Source organism: Bacillus sp. BS98, assembly GCF_008432245.1.
GTDB lineage: Bacteria > Bacillota > Bacilli > Bacillales > Bacillaceae_G > Bacillus_A > Bacillus_A toyonensis.
Map to the genome: position 1 here is coordinate 482,248 of NZ_CP043830.1, position 19,546 is coordinate 501,793.

The 19,546-nt window shown below is 35.7% G+C and carries 19 protein-coding genes and 1 pseudogene; 15 read left to right on the forward strand and 5 right to left on the reverse strand.

Annotated elements, in window-relative coordinates; all coding sequences use genetic code 11:
* Positions 1–327 precede the first annotated feature (327 nt).
* From fumA to truA, 5 genes are all read left to right on the forward strand, one after another.
* A complete protein-coding gene (gene fumA / locus F0362_RS02495; protein WP_000413539.1) occupies positions 328–1,848 on the forward strand; it encodes a class I fumarate hydratase in 1,521 nt (506 codons plus the stop codon).
* 126 nt (positions 1,849–1,974) lie between these two features.
* On the forward strand, positions 1,975–2,757 hold the full coding sequence (pdaA, locus tag F0362_RS02500) for a delta-lactam-biosynthetic de-N-acetylase (protein WP_000875966.1): 783 nt from the start codon (positions 1,975–1,977) through the stop codon (positions 2,755–2,757).
* 59 nt (positions 2,758–2,816) lie between these two features.
* Positions 2,817–3,680, forward strand: coding sequence for a DNA-3-methyladenine glycosylase family protein (locus F0362_RS02505; RefSeq protein WP_000269448.1), 864 nt, complete (start codon positions 2,817–2,819; stop codon positions 3,678–3,680).
* Positions 3,681–3,690: 10 nt separating this feature from the next.
* Positions 3,691–5,070, forward strand: a complete 1,380-nt coding sequence (gene rlmD, locus F0362_RS02510; protein ID WP_000615220.1) for a 23S rRNA (uracil(1939)-C(5))-methyltransferase RlmD — start codon at positions 3,691–3,693, stop codon at positions 5,068–5,070.
* Between the two features lie 56 nt (positions 5,071–5,126).
* Positions 5,127–5,864: a tRNA pseudouridine(38-40) synthase TruA gene (gene truA, locus F0362_RS02515; RefSeq protein WP_000553129.1), complete on the forward strand. Its 738-nt coding sequence runs from the start codon at positions 5,127–5,129 to the stop codon at positions 5,862–5,864.
* A 48-nt stretch (positions 5,865–5,912) separates the two neighbouring features.
* On the opposite strand, the gene F0362_RS02520 is transcribed toward truA, so the two are convergent.
* Positions 5,913–6,116, reverse strand: coding sequence for a hypothetical protein (locus F0362_RS02520; RefSeq protein ID WP_000063850.1), 204 nt, complete (start codon positions 6,114–6,116; stop codon positions 5,913–5,915).
* Between the two features lie 81 nt (positions 6,117–6,197).
* A complete protein-coding gene (locus tag F0362_RS02525; RefSeq protein ID WP_000556687.1) occupies positions 6,198–7,601 on the reverse strand; it encodes a sigma-54 interaction domain-containing protein in 1,404 nt (467 codons plus the stop codon).
* Positions 7,602–7,902: 301 nt separating this feature from the next.
* On the opposite strand from F0362_RS02525, the gene F0362_RS02530 reads away from it, so the two are divergent.
* From F0362_RS02530 to F0362_RS02540, 3 genes are all read left to right on the forward strand, one after another.
* The gene (locus F0362_RS02530) at positions 7,903–8,157 is read left to right on the forward strand and encodes a biotin/lipoyl attachment domain-containing protein (protein WP_000859494.1); all 255 of its coding nucleotides are present in this window, start codon (positions 7,903–7,905) and stop codon (positions 8,155–8,157) included.
* Positions 8,158–8,263: 106 nt separating this feature from the next.
* Positions 8,264–9,703 (forward strand): amino acid permease, encoded by a 1,440-nt coding sequence (locus tag F0362_RS02535; protein WP_000969264.1) that lies wholly within the window; start codon positions 8,264–8,266, stop codon positions 9,701–9,703.
* Positions 9,704–9,862: 159 nt separating this feature from the next.
* Positions 9,863–11,185 carry an acetylornithine deacetylase gene (locus F0362_RS02540; RefSeq protein WP_002037899.1) on the forward strand — a complete coding sequence of 441 codons (1,323 nt, stop codon included), beginning with the start codon at positions 9,863–9,865 and terminating at the stop codon, positions 11,183–11,185.
* 256 nt (positions 11,186–11,441) lie between these two features.
* Here the strand turns inward: F0362_RS02540 and F0362_RS02545 are convergent, their stop codons facing one another.
* On the reverse strand, positions 11,442–12,095 hold the full coding sequence (locus F0362_RS02545) for a DUF1232 domain-containing protein (RefSeq protein WP_001123713.1): 654 nt from the start codon (positions 12,093–12,095) through the stop codon (positions 11,442–11,444).
* Positions 12,096–12,224: 129 nt separating this feature from the next.
* Between F0362_RS02545 and ytaF the strand changes: the two genes are divergently transcribed.
* Positions 12,225–12,836 carry a sporulation membrane protein YtaF gene (ytaF, locus tag F0362_RS02550; protein ID WP_000100716.1) on the forward strand — a complete coding sequence of 204 codons (612 nt, stop codon included), beginning with the start codon at positions 12,225–12,227 and terminating at the stop codon, positions 12,834–12,836.
* A 113-nt stretch (positions 12,837–12,949) separates the two neighbouring features.
* Here ytaF and F0362_RS02555 read toward each other — a convergent pair whose 3' ends face one another.
* On the reverse strand, positions 12,950–13,291 hold the full coding sequence (locus F0362_RS02555) for a DUF3969 family protein (protein ID WP_000766598.1): 342 nt from the start codon (positions 13,289–13,291) through the stop codon (positions 12,950–12,952).
* 170 nt (positions 13,292–13,461) lie between these two features.
* The gene (glsA, locus tag F0362_RS02560) at positions 13,462–14,391 is read right to left on the reverse strand and encodes a glutaminase A (protein WP_001149857.1); all 930 of its coding nucleotides are present in this window, start codon (positions 14,389–14,391) and stop codon (positions 13,462–13,464) included.
* Positions 14,392–14,460: 69 nt separating this feature from the next.
* On the opposite strand from glsA, the pseudogene F0362_RS31335 reads away from it, so the two are divergent.
* The 6 genes and pseudogenes from F0362_RS31335 to F0362_RS02590 all read left to right on the forward strand — a co-directional run bounded on the left by F0362_RS31335 (position 14,461) and on the right by F0362_RS02590 (position 19,544).
* A pseudogene (locus F0362_RS31335) lies at positions 14,461–14,574 on the forward strand (transcriptional regulator).
* 141 nt (positions 14,575–14,715) lie between these two features.
* Positions 14,716–16,218 carry an N-acetylglucosamine-specific PTS transporter subunit IIBC gene (gene nagE, locus F0362_RS02570; RefSeq protein ID WP_000938904.1) on the forward strand — a complete coding sequence of 501 codons (1,503 nt, stop codon included), beginning with the start codon at positions 14,716–14,718 and terminating at the stop codon, positions 16,216–16,218.
* 242 nt (positions 16,219–16,460) lie between these two features.
* A complete protein-coding gene (locus F0362_RS02575) occupies positions 16,461–17,705 on the forward strand; it encodes a serine hydrolase domain-containing protein (RefSeq protein ID WP_000371825.1) in 1,245 nt (414 codons plus the stop codon).
* 241 nt (positions 17,706–17,946) lie between these two features.
* A complete protein-coding gene (locus F0362_RS02580; RefSeq protein WP_149889631.1) occupies positions 17,947–18,762 on the forward strand; it encodes a sugar ABC transporter ATP-binding protein in 816 nt (271 codons plus the stop codon).
* A gap of 169 nt (positions 18,763–18,931) precedes the next feature.
* Positions 18,932–19,333, forward strand: coding sequence for an LSm family protein (locus F0362_RS02585; RefSeq protein WP_000335537.1), 402 nt, complete (start codon positions 18,932–18,934; stop codon positions 19,331–19,333).
* Between the two features lie 16 nt (positions 19,334–19,349).
* Positions 19,350–19,544 (forward strand): hypothetical protein, encoded by a 195-nt coding sequence (locus tag F0362_RS02590; RefSeq protein WP_000899471.1) that lies wholly within the window; start codon positions 19,350–19,352, stop codon positions 19,542–19,544.
* The last annotated feature ends 2 nt before the right edge of the window (positions 19,545–19,546 follow it).

Genomic DNA, 19,546 nt, shown 5'->3' on the forward strand with positions numbered 1-19,546 from the left:
GGTAGCCTTTTTCTGTACGGATAATAGAAGGAATATAGAAAAAAAGGTATAATCAAGTTGTGAAAAATCTCATTTATACTTTAATAGCATGAAATAAAGTGAAACTTTAATCAGTGGGGAAGTTTATTCCCCACTGATTATTAGCCTTCACCAATCGGGCGTTTACGGGCAGCAGGGCTCCAACCTAACTTCTTTGCTCTAGTCAAATTTCGAGGTGGGAGTGTTACTGCCCGTTCATGCGGGATAAATAAAGGGCTGAAGAGTATAACGATGGAATTTTCATCTCGTAACGTTTTGGTAGCGTTCACAATTGAGGGGGAAGTAACAATGGAAAAGCTTCAAGAAAGCATGTATCAACTAGTTGTTGAAACGTCAACGAACTTACCGAAAGATGTTCGTCGTGCGATTCAACAAGCGAAAGAGCGAGAAAACGCAGGGACTCGTTCAGCGATGGCACTTGGCACAATTACGAATAACATTAAAATGGCAGATGATAACATCTCGCCGATTTGCCAAGATACAGGGATGCCAACTTTTAAAATTTATACACCAGTTGGTGTGAATCAATTAAAACTGAAGGAAGCTATCTATAGTGCGCTTGAGCGGGCGACAAAAGATGGTAAACTTCGTCCCAACTCTGTTGATTCTCTTTTTGGAGACAATAGTGGAAACAATTTAGGACCAGGTACACCAGTTATTAAGTTTGAGCAATGGGAAAAAGATTATATTGATGCACGTTTAATTTTAAAGGGCGGCGGTTGTGAGAATAAAAATATTCAATATAGCTTACCGTGTGAATTAGAAGGACTTGGACGCGCAGGCCGTGATTTAGAAGGAATTCGTAAATGCCTTCTTCATGCTGTATATCAAGCACAAGGTCAAGGATGTAGTGCAGGTGTAATTGGTGTTGGTATCGGGGGAGACCGAACATCAGGTTACGAATTAGCGAAAAATCAATTATTCCGTACATTAGATGACATCAATCCTGTACCAGAGTTACAAAAACTTGAAGAATATGTATTAGAAAATGCGAATAAGCTTGGCATTGGTACGATGGGATTCGGCGGAGAAACAACTTTACTTGGTTGTAAAATTGGCGTATATAATCGCCTGCCAGCTAGCTTCTACGTATCTGTTGCGTATAATTGTTGGGCATATCGCCGCCTTGGTGTAAAAATCCATCCTGAAACAGGAGAAATTATGGATTGGCTATATCAAGAAGGCGACGATACACTGGAGCAAGAAGTGCAAGAAAAAACAGAGCAACGTGAAATTGTATTGCAAGCACCAATTACAGAAGAGCAAATTCGTGAACTTCGCGTTGGTGATGTTGTAACAATTAATGGCATGATGTATACAGGTCGTGATGCAATCCATAAACATTTAATGGATAACGATTGTCCAGTAGACTTAAATGGACAAGTTATTTATCACTGTGGTCCAGTTGTAGTGAAAGACGAGAATGACAATTGGCAAATTAAAGCAGCAGGACCAACGACAAGTATTCGTGAAGAGCCATACCAAGGGGATATTATGAAGAAATTTGGTATTCGTGCTGTAATTGGTAAAGGCGGCATGGGTGCAAAAACATTAGCAGCATTAGAAGAACACGGCGGCGTGTACTTAAACGCAATTGGTGGTGCGGCGCAATATTATGCGGAATGTATTAAAGAAGTGAAAGATGTTGATTTCTTACAATTTGGTATTCCAGAAGCAATGTGGCATTTACGTATTGAAGGTTTTAAAGCAGTTGTAACGATGGACTCTCATGGTAATAGTTTACATGCTGATGTTGATAAAACATCGCTTGAAAAATTAGCGAGCTTTAAAGAGCCAGTATTTAAGTAAACAAAAATGCACCTCGAATGATTCGAGGTGCATTTTTTTGGTATATATAGAAAAACATGTTCAGCATGAAAGAAAGCAGAGAAACAGAAACTACAGGTACGATTATATATGGAAAGGAGACTATTTATGAAATATAAATGGTTATATATAGGTCTCATTTTTTCAATTATGATGGCACTTGTTCCAGTTTCAACATTGGCTTATACAAACACTCCACATAACTGGGGAATTCCGCGTCCTAAAAATGAAATAGTACCAGATGCAGGGAAACTTTATACAGAATTGCTACAAAAAAATGGCGGATTTTATTTAGGGGATACGAAGAAAAAAGATATTTATTTAACATTTGATAATGGATATGAAAATGGTTATACAGGCCAGATTTTAGATGTATTAAAAGAGAAGAAGGTACCAGCCACTTTCTTTGTAACAGGGCATTATATTAAAACCCAAAAAGATTTGTTGTTACGAATGAAAAATGAAGGGCATATTATTGGGAATCATTCTTGGAGTCACCCAGATTTTACAGCAGTAAACGATGCAAAACTTCGTGAAGAATTAACGAGTGTAACAGAGGAAATAAAAAAAGTAACAGGGCAAAAAGAAGTGAAATATGTACGTCCTCCGCGCGGCGTATTTAGTGAAAGAACATTAGCTCTTACGAAAGAAATGGGCTACTATAATGTATTTTGGTCACTTGCATTTCTTGATTGGAAAGTGGATCAGCAAAGAGGGTGGCAATATGCGCATAACAATGTAATGACGATGATTCATCCAGGATCTGTTTTATTACTTCATGCAATATCAAAAGATAATGCAGAAGCACTTGCGAAAATCATTGATGATTTGCGCGAGAAAGGGTATCATTTTAAAAGTCTAGATGACTTAGTGAAAAGCAATCAACCGTAAGCATGTATGCTTGCGGTTTTCTCATGCTATAATGATGTGTAAAAAGGATGGGGAAACGTATGTGGAGCGAACATGTTACGTTAGAGTATCCGTATCATTTTGAAGAAGTATTAAAACGTTTATCTTTTGATCCTCTCAACGTCATTCAATTAGATGAGAAAGTCATTTATGTCCCGCTTTGTATAGACGAGGAACAGGTTGTTGTTCGCTTGCAAGGGATTGGTACTGTTCAAAATCCACAGTTTTGGATTTCTAGTCAGACAGGAGATCCGGAGAAAGTCATGAAACGAATGAGGGCCATTTTTCATTGGAATGAACCGTTTCAAGATATACAAAATCATTTTTTAAACACATCATTACGTCCACTATTTGAAACATATGCTTATACTCCAATTATTTTAGAATTTGATTATTTTGCTTGTCTTCTTCGCTGTATCATTCACCAACAAATAAATTTGAAATTTGCTACTGTGCTAACAGAACAATTTGTGAAACGGTATGGAACAGAGAAGAACGGTGTATTCTTTTTCCCTACTCCGGAAATAGTAGCAAATATTTCAATAGAAGAATTGAGAGAGCAGAAGTTTAGTCAGCGAAAGGCTGAATATATAGTAGGATTAGCAGAACGTATTGCCCGTGGTACATTAGATTTAGCGAGTATAGAAACTGGGACGGAAGAAGAAGTTTCAGCACAATTGTTGCCAATTAGGGGAATTGGTGCATGGACAGTGCAAAACTTTTTAATGTTTGGGCTTGGGCGGAAAAATATGTTTCCGAAAGCGGACATTGGGATTCAGCGTGCAGTGCAAGGTGTATTTCAATTAGATGATAAACCTGATGATGCATTTTTAGAAAACGTGAAACAAGAGTGTGAACCATACTGCAGTTATGCAGCGTTATATTTATGGAAAAGTATAGAGTAGAGGTGTAATCATGATACAAAAGCAACATGAGAGTAAGTTGGAAGTTGGTCAAACGTTTCCTGTGACAATTAAACGTCTTGGGATTAACGGAGAAGGCGTTGGTTATTTTAAGAGACAAGTTGTTTTCATTCCAGGGGCATTACCAGGAGAAGAAGTCGTTGCTGAGACAACGAAAATTCAGCGTGGCTTCGCTGAAGCGAAAGTGAAAAAGGTTCGTAAAGCTTCACCACATCGTGTGAAAGCGCCATGTCCAGTATATGAGGAGTGCGGTGGCTGTCAGCTACAACATTTAGATTATAAAGAACAATTAAATCAAAAACGTGATATCGTTGTACAAGCATTTGAGAAGTACATGAATAACACTTTGGAAGAGAAAATTCGTCCGACGCTTGGTATGGAAAATCCATGGCATTATCGTAATAAGAGTCAATTACAAGTGGGGCGTAAAGACGAGAAAGTTATTACAGGGTTATATAAACAAAACTCACATCAGTTAATTGATATTGCCCATTGTATGATTCAACATAAAGCAACGAATGAAGCGACAAAAGTTGTAAGACGTATATTAGAAAAACTAAATGTTTCTATTTACAATGAGAAAAAACAAAAAGGTTTAGTACGCACAATTGTAACACGTACTGCAGTTCAAACAGGGGAAGTACAAGTTACACTTATTACAACAAAAGAAGAACTGCCAAATAAAGAACAATTTATTGCAGAAGTACAAAAACAGATGCCAGCTGTTAAATCAATTATGCAAAACGTAAACTGGCGTAAAACATCTGTTATTTTTGGCGACAAAACATTTAAATTAGCTGGAAAAGAAGTAATTCAAGAAACACTTGGTGATTTATCATTTGAATTATCAGCACGTGCATTCTTCCAACTGAATCCAGAGCAAACGGTTGTTTTATATGATGAAGCGAAAAAAGCAGCTGCTTTAACAGGGAATGAGAAAATTGTAGATGCGTACTGTGGTGTTGGTACAATTGGTCTTTGGCTTGCGAATGATGCGGCGGAAGTACGTGGTATGGATGTAATTCCAGAAGCGATTGCAGATGCAAGAAAAAATGCGAAACGTCACGGATTTACAAACACGAAGTATGAAGCAGGTAAAGCTGAACAATGGTTACCAAAGTGGGTAAAAGAAGGATGGCGTCCAGATGTAATTGTTGTCGATCCACCACGTACAGGTTGCGATGATAAATTATTGGAAACAATTTTAAAAGTACAGCCGAAACGAGTTGTGTACGTATCTTGTAATCCTTCATCGTTAGCACGTGATGTGAATGCATTAATGAAGAGTTATGAAGTGGAATATGTGCAGCCAGTTGATATGTTCCCACATACAGCTCATGTAGAAAATGTAGTAAGACTTGTTAAAAAGTAAAGTTTATTCATATTCCCTCACGATATGAGGGAATATTTTCTATGAAGGAGAATACTATGCACAATTATAAATTAACGATTCAGTATGACGGTGCGCGTTATAAAGGGTGGCAACGTCTCGGTAATAATGATAATACGATTCAAGGGAAAATTGAGAGTGTCATATCTGAAATGGTCGGGAAAGAAATTGAAATTATCGGCTGTAGTAGAACGGATGCTGGTGTACACGCTTTGAATCAAGTGGCTAACTTTAAGAGTGATGAGAAGTTAGTGGAACATAAAGTGAAAAAGTATTTAAATCAATATTTACCAAATGATATTAGTATTACAAGTGTGGAAGAAGTGCCAGATCGTTTCCATGCTCGTTACAACTCTAAGGCGAAAACATATCTTTATAAGATTTGGAATGAAGAGCATACGAACCCATTCATGCGTAAACACAGCATGCACGTGAATAAAAAATTAAATGTGGAAAGCATGAAAAAAGCTGCGAAACATTTAGTTGGTTCACATGATTTTACTGCTTTTTCAAATGCAAAATCTAAGAAAAAGTCTATGGTTCGAGAAGTATATACGCTTGAGGTTTCTGAAGAGGCAGGATTTGTACAAATTAGAGTAAGTGGTAACGGCTTCCTTCATAATATGGTGCGAAAAATTGTTGGAGCATTAATTGAAGTTGGATTAGGACAATTAGATGCTGAAGCAATTCCGAACATTTTAGAGGAAAAACAGCGCAATCAAATCAATTGTCTTGCTGAGGCAAGTGGTTTGTATTTGGAGAGTGTTGAGTTTTAATCAGTAAAAAATCGAGCTGTGTAGGCTCGATTTTTTTATGTTTTGCTGTTAAGAAGATTTCTCTTTCTTCATACGTATTTTCAAATTCCAAAAAGCAGCAAGCATAATAGCTGCAAAGGAGCCGAAAATTGTTCCTAATAGCTTTGCATAAGGAGAGCTGCTTACATCGGCATTAATGAATAACATCATACAGAGAATAGTAGGGAAAAAGTATAAGTATTGTATTAACTTTAATTTTTTATCATTACTCATATATATCGCCCCTTTCTAGCATGTTATATGTTTAGTTTAACACATTTTACCAATTTTTCTACGATTGGAGAAAGGTTCATTTCATATTTGTAAATGAAGTTTTTTAATTCGATATTGTAAGTTTTGTCTACTCAATCCTAAAAATTTTGCTGCTTGTGAGATATTACCATTATTCTCTTTAAGAATTTGAGTGATGTAGTTTTTTTCTATTTCTTCTATCGTGTGCTTTAAAGTTTTAGGTGTATCAGCATTGTAATTAGTTAGTGAAGGTTGCATATTGAATTCTTTTTTTATTCGTTCGCGAAAGTGAGTGGGTATATGAAACGCTGTAATGATATTTTCATCTTCTATTAAGTTCATTGAACCTTCAATTATATGTTCCAATTCTCGTACGTTTCCGGGCCAATCGTATACATAAAAGAATTCTCTTACATGTACATCTACATCCGTTACGCTGAGCCCGAATTGAATATTGTACTTTTCGATAAAGTGCTGAACAAGAGCTGGAATATCTTCTTTTCGTTCCCGTAAAGGTGGAAGACATAAAGTAACGACGCTTAATCGGTAATATAAATCTTCTCTTAACCGATTGTGTGCAATAGCTTCAAGAGGGTCTTCATTAATAGTTGCTATAATACGAACATCAATTTCTTTTTCTTGTGCGCCTCCGATTCTTCGTATTGTTTTTTCTTGTATAGCCCGTAGTAACTTAGCTTGAAGCGTTGGGCTTAATGAGTTGATTTCATCTAACAACAAAGTCCCACCATTTGCTTCTTCAAATAAACCAGATTTATCTATTGCTCCTGTAAAGGCACCTCGATTCGTACCAAATAATAAGCTTTCCATTAGGGTATCAGGTATAGCTGCACAATTTTGTGAAATAAACGGTTTTGTTGAACGCTGACTTTCATTATGTATACTTTGTGCAAATAGTTCTTTGCCAGTCCCTGTTTCTCCTACAAGAAGTATAGATGAGGATGTACGAATTACCCTCTTTCCTTCTGCAATGATTGATTGAATAGCTCCAGAATCACCAATTATGTGGTCAAAGGTGAATTTAGTATTTTGTTTTCGAGAAGGGCTCATTTTTATTGGTTGCTTTAAGTGACTAATCTCTTTTGAAATTTCAATAGCACCTTTAATTTTTCCATTTTCTATTATAGGGAAAGTATCGTTAATCGTCGTAATTTCTTGTCCTTTATTGTTAAAATACGTTTGTTTTATATTTTTTTTTGTTTTTCCAAATTTTAATGCCTCTATAAGAGTACTATTTTTATTTTCTTCAAATGCAAATACCTCTAAGGGACTTTTATATAGCACATCTAAGCGGTTCATTGATTCAATTTCCATCATTTTGCGGTTATAGATAATCGTTTTACTTTCCTCATTAATAATATGAATCCCGATATCGAGTTCATTGAGTAAAGCTTCATATAGCGCATTCATTTCAATAATTTGTTTAAAATTAATTTCTTCTGTATGCATGTATCATCTTCTCCTCGTTTCACCCTATGAAGACTGACTTTTTATAATTTTATTAAAATTCTCATAAAATCGCAAAATTTTTTTGCTATTTTCTTTCAAAACTTTTTAAATGATAGAAAAATTTTGCGGTTATGTAGATTTTTTTGTACGAAATCTTAATTTTTATATAGATATTGAGGTTGGTACGTATCTTGCATAAATAATAATTGAAATCTTTAAATGAAAGGAGTGGATGAATTAGAACTTTTCATAGGGTATGCGACATTTCAGTGCAAATTAATTAAGAGGAGGAATTTATTAAGTGAAGACGGTTATAGAAGGCGTGTATAGTCCTTGTTACGGGAAAGTAGAGAAATTATTTGTTACTGAAAGTTCTTACGTATATGAGTGGGAGAAATTAGCGTTAATTGAAACGATAGATAAACAGAAAGTAGAAATTAAGGTAGGCATCAGTGGTTATATCGAATCTTTAGAAGTGGTAGAAGGACAAGCTATCGCTGATCAAAAACTATTAATAACAGTAAGGGATGACCTTTTAATAACAGGTAGTGATTAATATAAGTGATATGTATTTTGCACTTTTTAATAATTAATTTTACGATGAAGAGTTTTAAAAGCGCTTACAATTAATGGGTTTTAAAAAATGAAAAGGGGGGATTTATGTGATGGATCAAAGCCAAGGATTAAAAAGGGAATTGAAAAGTCGGCACATATTTATGATTGCACTCGGAGGGGTTATTGGTACGGGTCTTTTTTTAGGATCTGGTTATACAATTCATGAAGCTGGACCTGGAGGAGCGATTATAGCGTATCTTGTTGGCGGGTTTGTTATGTATTTAACGATGCTCTGTCTAGGAGAGTTAGCGGTTGCAATGCCTGATGCAGGATCTTATCAAACGTATGCAACAAAGCACATTTCGCCTGCAGCGGGTTATGTAGTCGGCTGGATGTCGTGGCTAAACTGGTCTGCTACGATAGGCATTGAATTAATTGCAGTTAGTATTTTGATGAAACGCTGGTTTCCCGATGTACCGTCATGGATTTGGTGTGTAGTGTTCGCAGTACTGCTCTTTGCTATTAATGCGTTATCTTCAAGAAGTTTTGCGGAAGTTGAATTTTGGTTTGCAAGTATTAAAGTAATTACAATCATTGCATTTATTATTTTGGGCGGGGCAGCGATGTTCGGTTTTCTAGATATGAAAGGAAACGAACCAGCACCGATGTTTTCTAGTTTTACTGATTATGGAGGGTTGTTTCCAAATGGATTATCAGCAATTTTAATTACAATGATTGCAGTTAATTTTGCTTTCCAAGGAACAGAACTAGTTGGAATTGCAGCTGGTGAGAGTGAAAATCCAGAGAAAACGATCCCGAAGGCAATTAATAATACAGTTTGGCGCATACTCGTTTTCTTTGTACTATCTATTTTTATTCTTGCAGGACTATTTCCTTGGCAGCAAGCAGGCGTAATAGAAAGTCCATTTGTAGTCGTATTTGATAAAATTGGTATTCCTTATGCGGCTGATATTATAAATTTTGTTATTATTACAGCGGTATTATCGGTTGCGAATTCAGGATTATATGCAACTTCCCGTATGCTATGGTCTATGTCTAATCAAGGAATGATTAGCCCGATTTTTGGTAAGTTATCTAAAAACGGTGTTCCTATTTATGCGTTGATTGTAAGCACGATTGTAGGATGCCTCTCATTATTATCAGGTATTTATGCGGAAGATACAGTTTATTTATGGCTTCTTTCAATTGCAGGGTTCGGAGCAATATTAGTTTGGGCATCGATTGCTTTATCTAACTTATTAGCTAGAAGGACATACGTAAAGCAGGGCGGAGATATTAAGGATTTGAAATTTAAAACACCATTGTATCCATTTGTTCCACTTCTTGCGTTAGTATTAAATTTAACAGTAATTGTTGGCATGGCTTTTATTCCTGAACAAAGAATGGCTTTATATTGTGGTATTCCATTTATGATTGTTTGTTTACTGTTTTATCGCGCTACCAGAAATAAGAGAAGTAGCGTAGAACATATTGAAAAGACAAACACAACTGAATTAGAAAGTTTACCCCGCATTAACGGGCAGTAAAACTCCACTTCAAAATTCGGCTGGAGATAAACTGCCCGTAAACGCCCGATTGGTGAAGGCTAACAATCAGTGGGGGATGAACCTCCCCACTGATTATAGTTTCACTTTATAATAGTGAGTCATTTAGAGACTGTAAAATTGTAAACAGTCTCTTTTTTTGTGAAAATAAAGCTGGAAACATACTACGTATGCAAAGGGGAATTAGCGATGAATCCAGAAATTTCGCAGTTGTTAAAACAAATAGATTCAAGGAAAGAGGAATTGCTCGAACTTACAAAAACATTAATTCGTTTTGAAACACCAGCGCCACCAGCGAGAAATACAAATGAAGCACAAGAATTTGTTGCAGATTTTCTAAGAAAACGAAATTTTAGTATTGATAAATGGGATGTATATCCGAATGACCCGAACGTTGTTGGTGTAAAAAAAGGGACGGAAAGCGGGACATATAAAAGTCTTATTATTAATGGACATATGGATGTAGCTGAAGTGTCGATAGATGAGGCATGGGAAACAAATCCGTTTGAGCCGTTTATAAAAGACGACTGGTTAGTTGGAAGAGGCGCGGCAGATATGAAAGGTGGATTAGCTGGATCCTTATTTGCTATTCAGCTTTTAGAAGAAGCGGGAATTGAATTGCCGGGTGATCTAATATTTCAATCAGTAATTGGAGAAGAAGTAGGAGAAGCAGGAACACTTCAATGTTGTAAACGTGGTTATGATGCTGATTTTGCAGTCGTAGTGGATACGAGCAATTTACATATGCAAGGACAGGGGGGCGTAATTACTGGATGGATTACTGTGAAAAGCCCGCGAACGTTTCATGATGCAACACGTAGACAAATGATTCATGCCGGAGGACGTCTATTTGGAGCGAGTGCAATTGAAAAAATGATGAAAATTGTGCAAAGCTTACAAGAACTGGAGCGCCACTGGGCAGTCATGAAAACGTATGAAGGCTATCCATCGGGAACAACAACAATTAATCCAGCTGTTATTGAAGGTGGCCGGCATGCAGCGTTTATTGCTGATGAGTGCCGATTGTGGATAACAGTACACTTCTATCCAAACGAAACGCATGAACAAATAATAGAAGAAATAGAAGCGTATATAAGAAAAGTAGCAGCTGCTGATCCATGGTTAAGTGAAAATCCACCGCAATTTAAGTGGGGCGGAGAGTCGATGATTGTGGATCGTGGTGAAATTTTTCCTTCTTTAGAAGTAGATAGTGAACATGTAGCTGTAAAAACTCTTAGTGCGGTACATGAATCTATTTTATCTAAAAATGCAATTTTAGATATGTCTGCAACAGTAACGGATGGTGGGTGGTTTAGTGAATTTCATATCCCCGCCATTATTTATGGGCCAGGTACACTAGAAGAGGCCCATTCTGTAAATGAGAAAGTTGAAGTTGAACAGTTAATTGAATTTACAAAAGTAATAACGGCGTTCATATATGAATGGTGTCATACGAAAAAATAGATTTGTATATTGAAATCGTACGGGTCTGCAACTTGTACGATTTTTTAGTGAACTATTTCAGAGTTGAACTTAAACAACAGCTGAAATAGTTTTTTATCCCGCTATTCGCCGGGCAGTAAGCCCCCCACCTCAAAATTCAGGGAAAGCAAAGAAGTTAGGTGGGAGATCAACGGCCCATAAAAACCCGATTGGTGAAGGCTAATAATCAGTGGGGGATGAACAAAACCCCTACTGATTAAAGTTTTACTTTATTTTTCTATGTCTTTCGTTTTAGTTCAATTAATTTCTCTTTTGCTAATTCAACAGCAATTGCATCATCTAAATAGCCAATTGGAAAGAGATAGTCGGGGATAATGTCTGTCGATAAAATGAAATACAGTAATGCACCCCCAAGAATTGCACGTTCTTCTTTTGAAATGGTTTCATTACAAAATTGTTGATACATATCTGTTAATTGTTCAATGAAAGGGCCTGCACTATCAATCTGTTCTAACTTGCTTGAAAAACTTTCATGAATACGTTTTTCACCTTCTGTTGTTTGAGCATAGCGTTCATAAGTTTCAAGTTCTTGTTTTACGCGAGTTGTTGTGTAATCGAAGTCGAATAAGTTAGAGGATTGTAAAGTTTGCTGAATTGTATCAAGAGATGTATACATATCCGTCTTTTCTTTATTTATGTGAGGAGAATTAGGATACATTTCATCAAATAACAATTGAGGCGGAACTTGCAGACATTCTGCAAATTTTTGTAGATGTTTTTGTTTTGGTTGTTGTTTACCATTCATAATTCTTGAGATTGTTGCTGGATCAATATTTGTAAGTATTCCTAGTTGGCGCATGGATAAGGCACGTTCTTTTAAAAGCTTTTTGATTAATTTACCAAGACGATCGTTTGGGTTTTCTTTAGGCATAGTGAAGGCACCCCTTTTTATTGTTGAAAAAATGTTGAGCATTTATTACAAGTATATGAAACAGACAGGCACAGTTGCTCAACATTTTCATAATATGCATTGAGAAGTGAGAAAAAGGGGTGACTGTTTATGAGTACGGCAGGTATATTTTCAATTCTTTTAATCGGAATTGCTTCTAATTTAGATAATGCAGGTGTTGGGATTGCATATGGCATTCGTAAAATTCGTATTTCGTGGTTTAACAATTTTATCATCGCATTTTTTGGTTTTTTATTTACTTTATTAGCTGGTTTTTTGGGGAATTGGATCGCATTATTTATTTCAGAGTTTACAGCAAACCTGATTGGAGCAATTGTTTTAGGGATAATCGGAGTGTTTATTTTATGTCAGCCTTTCTTGAGTAAAAAGGACACCATAGAATCTAAAGATGGTAGTGTACTTTTGGGGATTTTACGTGATCCAGAAAAAGCAGATTTTGATGGATCGAAAACAATTAGTTTTTCTGAGGCTCTTGTTTTAGGGGTGGCATTATCTATTAATAATATTGCAGGTGGGTTTGATGCTGGAGTAACAAATTTGAATCTGTGGCTTACGGCATGTATTTCTGGGGTGTTTAGTTTCATTTGTATTAGTGGCTTTTCATATATAGGAAAACGATTTTTAGCGGAATACTTAGGGAAATGGGCGACGGTAATTGCAGGCGTATTATTAATTCTTATTGGGATAGATCAGTTGTTGTAAACATAGAAAGGCAATGTTCGAGCATTTCCTCGGAAATACTTGAATAAATTTCATATATCGACATCGGATATTTATTTCTTAATAAACATAAAAAGCACCTACAAAGGTGCTTTTTAGCGTATATCTTCAATTAATTGTTCCGATTCCTCGTGCATACTATATTCACTTAAAACTTGGATACAAAGCCATTTTAGTTCCTCAATACTATGCTCAAGTTCTTCAGGGAGTACATGATGAATATCTTCGAGTCCCATTCCGAAATGTATAAGCTCTAGTACTTGATCATCGATGTTTCGATCCATTAATAGTTCAAGTACTTCTAAATTGAATATGTATCGGTGAGCTTCGTCGAGTGAAACAACTTTTAGCTTTAAGCTTTCTACAATACTCAATATAAAAAGAACAATTGTTTTTTCAAGAACAGGTTGTTTCGCCATTTGAAATATTAGTTTCATCTTTTACACCTCCACATATAGCGCTAGGTTGTACTATACTATTCAGGAGGGGGGAGCAAATATGCATAATAAAGAGAAACTTTCAGTACTGTTTTTGTAAGGATATTGATGACCAGTAACAATGAATTTTCCGTAAAAAAATCCTGCTATATTAGCAGGATACCGCCCAATTAAAAAATGCTCCAACCTTCTTGAGCAGAAAGAAGTTCAAGAATTTTAAAACCAGCGATACTATTTCCGTTTGCATCTAAAGCTGGCCCGAAAATGCCGATACCCAACTCGCCTTTTACGCAACCGAAAATACCACCAGCTACACCGCTTTTTGCAGGGATACCAACACGAATTGCAAATTCACCAGATTCGTTATACATACCGCATGTAACCATAAATGTTTTACAGATTTTCGTAATATGTTTAGGGATAATTTGTTTTTTCTTATATGGATCATATCCGTCCATTGCAAAAATTAAACCAATACGTGCTAAATCAATACAGTTTACTTCAACTGCACATTGACGAGTGTATAAATCCATAAGTTCCTCAATATCACAATCGATAATTCCATTTTGTTTCATATAGTAACAAAGTGAACGATTTAAGTAAGCCGTCTCTAATTCTGAATTGGCAACTTTAGAAGAATAATTAATAGTAGGATTATCTGTTATTTCCCGTACAAAATGAAGGATACGCTCCATTTTTTCTTCGTTATCTTGTCCTGCTAACATGCTTGTGATAGCTAATGCTCCCGCATTAATCATTGGATTAAGAGGTTTAGATGGGCTTGTCGTTTCTAACTTAATAATAGAATTGAATGGGTCACCAGTTGGTTCCATTCCAACTTTAGAAAATACATATTCTTCACCGCGATCTAAAAGTGCAAGTGCAAGTGTAATTACTTTGGAAATACTTTGAAGAGTAAATAATGTCTGTGAGTTACCAGCATGGATATATTCTGTTTCTTTATGGAAAATGGCAATCCCTAAATCGTCTGGATTTGCATTTCCTAGTTCGGGGATATAAGTAGCAAGTTTTCCTTTTTTCGTATATGGTTTTACTTGTTCTAACAACTGTTGTAAGTTGTTTGTTTCAATGCACTGCATAGTACCACCGCTCCTATTTCGAATTAACTAAGTTTACTTTTCCCGATATGCTCGGAAATAAATAATAACATGAAAAAGTGGAATGATAAAACGAAAGTTACATGTTCTATAGTGGGTCTTTAGTTTAGATTATTCTGTAATAAAAGAGGAGAATTCCCCTTTTATATAACAGTTTGGAAATAGAAAACTTATCCATAAAAAGTTCGGAAATAAAAACTACACATCTATACAACTATATGTTATTATGGTTATGTAAATAGAAAGCGTTTTCTAAAGCGTACTTATAATGATAACGATTTCATAAATTTGATAGGGGGAATTAAAATGTTGCAGTTTTTACAACGTATTGGTAAAGCGCTAATGCTTCCAATTGCCGTACTACCAGCAGCAGGATTATTGCTTCGTTTAGGGCAACCAGATGTATTTGATATTCCTGTTATGGCACAGGCCGGCGCAGCGGTTTTTGATAATTTAGCACTTATTTTTGCAATTGGTATTGCAATCGGTCTTTCAGTTGATGGTAGTGGTGCAGCAGGTCTTGCAGGTGCAATTGGTTATCTGGTTATGAAAAACAGTATTGATGCACTTAGTAAGGGATATTCTACTGTAGAATTACAAGATAAATTAGGTAAAGTTCAAGATTTAATAGGTAATAGCGCAAATATAGATCCATCTAAGCTGGCAGATACAATGACACAAGTATCTAAGGCCGCCGAATTATCGACTAAAGTGGATATGAAAGTTTTAGGTGGTATTATTGTCGGCGTTATAGCAGGATTCCTTTATAATAAATTCCATAAGATTAAACTTCCAGAATGGTTAGGTTTCTTTGCTGGAAAACGTTTCGTTCCGATTGTTACATCGGTTGTGATGCTAATATTAGGAATTCTATTCGCACAAATTTGGCCAGCAATTCAAAATGGCATCGATGCATTGGCTCATGGAATTGTTAATTTAGGTGCAGTTGGTTCAGGTCTATTTGGTTTATTAAACCGTCTATTAATTCCAATTGGCTTACACCATGTAATGAACACATACTTCTGGTTCGTATTTGGTGACTTTACAAATGCAGCAGGTAACGTTGTAAATGGTGATATTGCTCGCTTCCTTGCAGGGGATAAAACAGCAGGTATGTTTATGACTGGTTTCTTCCCAGTTATGATGTTCGGTTTACCAGCAGCATGTTTCGCAATGATTGCAGCTGCTAAACCAGAAAAACGTAAAATGGTTACAGGTATGTTAGGTGGCCTAGCATTGACTTCATTCTTAACTGGTATTACAGAACCGATTGAATTCTCATTCATGTTCCTATCACCAGTATTATATGGTATTCATGCCGTGTTAACAGGTATTTCTTTATTCGTAACAACATCACTTGGCATTCACGATGGTTTCACATTTAGTGCCGGTGCAATTGATTACTTCTTAAACTTTGGTATTGCAACGAAACCAGTATTGCTAGCGGGAATCGGTTTAATTTACGCAGTAATTTACTTTGTAGTATTCTACTTCTTAATTAAGAAGTTTGACTTGAAAACTCCTGGTCGTGAAGATGACGATGAGTTAGTTGAAGAGGGTGATGCACCAGTTGCAGGTTCAATTGGTGAAACTTACGTAGCAGCTTTAGGTGGAAAAGACAACTTAACAGTTATTGATAACTGTGCAACACGTCTACGCTTACAAGTGAAAGATGCTAGTCAAGTAAACGAAGCTGCATTAAAACGTGCGGGTGCGAAAGGTGTTATGAAATTAAGTAACACAAGTGTACAAGTTATCGTAGGTACAAATGTTGAATCTGTTGCCGATGATATGAAAAAACACGTATAAATAATTAAATAAGAGGATATCCAAAAAGACTGATAATATCAGTTTTTAGAGGATATCCTCTTTTTTTATGTTAAAAATTTAACGGGAATCTTACTTTTGTAAATTTTCTTTTTCTTTTTTGTACATATAGGTTGGTTATATGTACAGTGCGTGATAAAGTAGTGATGTTATAGAATAGATTATCCAAAATATAGGTGAAAATTAAAAGTAAATTATCGGTAAATAAGGGGAAAAAGGCAATCATGGATCAGGAAAAAAATAATGCAAATGGGAAAGCACGTCGGCCGATTGTATACATAAAAAGAACAATCATTCTCGTCTTACTATTATCACTTGTATATTTCATGTATACAAAAATTGTTGCGCTTAATAAGAAAGAGGAAACTTTAAAAGCGGCAGCAGAAATGAAAAAACAAGAAGAGCTAAAAAAGAAAGAAGAAGAAAAAAAGAAGCAAGAAGCACAAAAACAAAAAGAGCAGGAAGAACAAGTGAAGCAAGCGCAAGCTGTGGAGAAGCCTGCTGAGGGACCACCTCAAGAAATTAATGAAAATGCTCAATTGGATCAATATTTACAGAGCATGGGATTTAGTGGAACAGCTGTTATTGTGAAGAATGGGAAAGTTCTTGTGAATAAAGGATACGGCATGGCTAATAAAGAGAATCAAGTGCCGAATAATTCAGAGACGACCTTTTATATTGGTTCTATTTCAAAAGCGTTTGTAGCGACTGCTATTATGCAATTAAAAGATCAAAATAAGTTACAAGTAGAGGATACAGTTACAAAGTATATTCCAGACTTTCCTCAAGGTAATAGCATACAGTTAAAACATCTATTAACACATACATCGGGAATTCCAGAGTATGAGCAGGGGACAGAGGATATTTCTCATGAAGAATTGATCAAACGAATAGGAAAGCAAAAGCGTATTGGGAGTCCGGGAGAGAAATGGAAGTATTCTGATTCAAACTATTCTATACTTGCTTACATTGCTGAGAAGGTAAGTGGACAGTCGCTCGAAGAATATATAAAACAGCATATTTTTGCGACCGCGGGTATGAAACATTCTGGTTTTGGTACAGCGTTGGAACAAACAAGATTCCCATCAACGGGTTATAAAATAGTGAATAACAATATGACAACACCTAATATTCCGAGCATGTCACAACTATATGGTTGTGGTGATATATATACGAGCGCACATGATTTATATTTATTTAATGAAGCACTCTTCTCTGGAAAATTAATTTCAAAAGAGAGTTATAATCAAATGTTTACTGCTGTGAAAAAAGATTACGGATTTGGCTGGTATGTAGATCCAGGAAGCTATTCAAATCATGGTGTAATGCCAGGTTGGAATTGTTTAAATGGTTTTAGTAAAAATGGTAGTGTATATGTTGTTTTATTATCTAACATTCAAAATAACATTAAATCATTTGGTAAAGTGAATAACGATATTTATACGATGTTACGAAATATTGAAGTGTAAATGACTGTCTTTTTTGGATAGTCTTTTTTTCTTGAGGAAGTGTATGTGCAATGGGATAATGAAATAAAGTGAAACTTTAATCAGTGGGGGTTTTCTTCATCCCCCACTGATTATTAGCCTTCACCAATCGGGCTTTTACGGACAGTCGATCACCGACCTAACTTCTTTGCTTTCGCCGAATTTTGAAGTGTGGGTCTTACTGCCCGGCAAATAGCGGGATAAATGGAAAAGGGGACGGGATATGAGTATACATAAGCATCACGCACGTAATGCGAAACGTATTTTTTTTGTATCTGTCATTGTATGGATTATCGTTGCAATTGGATTAGTGATGGAATATAAAAAAGGGATGCTATTCACTTCAGAGAAAGACAATCTGCAATTAATAGGTATTTTACTACCAGCAATTGGATTATTAATATATAGCTTTATAGAAAAACGAAGATCAAAAATACTTAAACAGGAAAATTATAATATAGAGACTTCTGAATTACTTGAGCAACAAAAATTTGTTGTTCGGAAAGAGGTAGGGATATTTCAAGTAATAACGTACTTTGGATTAGAAGGAAATACAGTAGGTTTTTTAAAAGAAGAGTATGATTTTGTTATTCAAAGTGTATGGCAAGCTGTACTCTCTTTTCTTTTTAAGGGACTACATAAGCAACAATTTTATTTATATAATCACTCAGGAGAAAGATTGTTGCGTGTTCAAAAGAATATGGGAGTACGCAACTTCTATATTTTTTCGAATATGGATGGAAAGAAAATTGGGGAGTTGAAACAAGTACTAAGTTTAACAAAATGGGAATGGATCTTTTTAGGGGTGGATGGTAAAGAATTTGGTAAAGTGACTGGGGACCTTTCAGCAACAATGCAGAAAATAGACTGGCGAGATGGCACGCATATTGATGTGAAAGAAGATGGTATTCCGTTAGAAGCTGTTAAGCATTTTTCGGCAAGCGGTGGTTCTCTTGTTACAGCTTCTATCAGTGAACAGGCAGAATTACCACGAGCGGTTTATTACAGTACAGCTGCCATTGTTACAATTAAAAATTAAAATACTTATAAAGATAGATGGGATACCGTCTATCTTTTTTATTTAGTTAAAAATTCTTGTTTCTTTGAAAAATGTATGTCTTACCTATCACATAAAAAGCCTGCTTTGTATACATTAAGATGTATGAATGTATTTTTTATATTTTAAAAATAAATAGGAGGAGAAGTGTATGTGTCTGTTCAGAAAATATTGGCATAAATTATCCCGACTGTTTAATAGACAATTAGGTTATTTTTTAGATGACAAGTTACTGCCTGCTGTGGAACGACTTTTATTTTCGCAAAATTTTGCGAGATTTATTCAAAGAAATTCTAAGCAAGCTACAGAAGAATTTATTAAATCAAGTCAATTTCAATCGATTATTTGTAACATTTTAAAAGAATGTAATACATCACCGTTTAAAGAAATTGCAAAGCAATATTTAGGTAAAAACGTCGAAATTACTGTGACGGTTGGGCAGTTAACAGGTGTTATTGTAGCAGTTGGCGACGATTTCTTAATACTGCAAGAAGGAATAGGAACTGAAGTTTTATTACCATTTACAAGTATTATATCAATTAAAGAAGTGTAAGAAAGGAGAGTTATATATGTTATTTACTGATGAACTGCGTAACCATGTTGGTGAGTTAGTGCAAGTTGTGACAGCTGTAGAAATTGTTGCAGGCATTCTTTTATCTGTGACAGACGGGGCAGTAAGTGTTCGTACTTCTCCTTCCTATGGACCACCGGAAGATGTAATTGTGCGTACTCCTATTATTGCCTATGTTCGCTTGGAAGGGTAAGC

Bases quoted from the DNA above. Each gene is read 5' to 3' on its own strand.
- fumA (WP_000413539.1), top strand. From the start codon at position 328: ATGGAAAAGCTTCAAGAAAGCATGTATCAACTAGTTGTTGAAACGTCA.
- pdaA (WP_000875966.1), top strand. From the start codon at position 1,975: ATGAAATATAAATGGTTATATATAGGTCTCATTTTTTCAATTATGATG.
- F0362_RS02505 (WP_000269448.1), top strand. From the start codon at position 2,817: ATGTGGAGCGAACATGTTACGTTAGAGTATCCGTATCATTTTGAAGAA.
- rlmD (WP_000615220.1), top strand. From the start codon at position 3,691: ATGATACAAAAGCAACATGAGAGTAAGTTGGAAGTTGGTCAAACGTTT.
- truA (WP_000553129.1), top strand. From the start codon at position 5,127: ATGCACAATTATAAATTAACGATTCAGTATGACGGTGCGCGTTATAAA.
- F0362_RS02520 (WP_000063850.1), bottom strand. From the start codon at position 6,116: ATGAGTAATGATAAAAAATTAAAGTTAATACAATACTTATACTTTTTC.
- F0362_RS02525 (WP_000556687.1), bottom strand. From the start codon at position 7,601: ATGCATACAGAAGAAATTAATTTTAAACAAATTATTGAAATGAATGCG.
- F0362_RS02545 (WP_001123713.1), bottom strand. From the start codon at position 12,095: ATGCCTAAAGAAAACCCAAACGATCGTCTTGGTAAATTAATCAAAAAG.
- ytaF (WP_000100716.1), top strand. From the start codon at position 12,225: ATGAGTACGGCAGGTATATTTTCAATTCTTTTAATCGGAATTGCTTCT.
- F0362_RS02555 (WP_000766598.1), bottom strand. From the start codon at position 13,291: ATGAAACTAATATTTCAAATGGCGAAACAACCTGTTCTTGAAAAAACA.
- glsA (WP_001149857.1), bottom strand. From the start codon at position 14,391: ATGCAGTGCATTGAAACAAACAACTTACAACAGTTGTTAGAACAAGTA.
- nagE (WP_000938904.1), top strand. From the start codon at position 14,716: ATGTTGCAGTTTTTACAACGTATTGGTAAAGCGCTAATGCTTCCAATT.
- F0362_RS02575 (WP_000371825.1), top strand. From the start codon at position 16,461: ATGGATCAGGAAAAAAATAATGCAAATGGGAAAGCACGTCGGCCGATT.
- F0362_RS02580 (WP_149889631.1), top strand. From the start codon at position 17,947: ATGAGTATACATAAGCATCACGCACGTAATGCGAAACGTATTTTTTTT.
- F0362_RS02585 (WP_000335537.1), top strand. From the start codon at position 18,932: ATGTGTCTGTTCAGAAAATATTGGCATAAATTATCCCGACTGTTTAAT.
- F0362_RS02590 (WP_000899471.1), top strand. From the start codon at position 19,350: ATGTTATTTACTGATGAACTGCGTAACCATGTTGGTGAGTTAGTGCAA.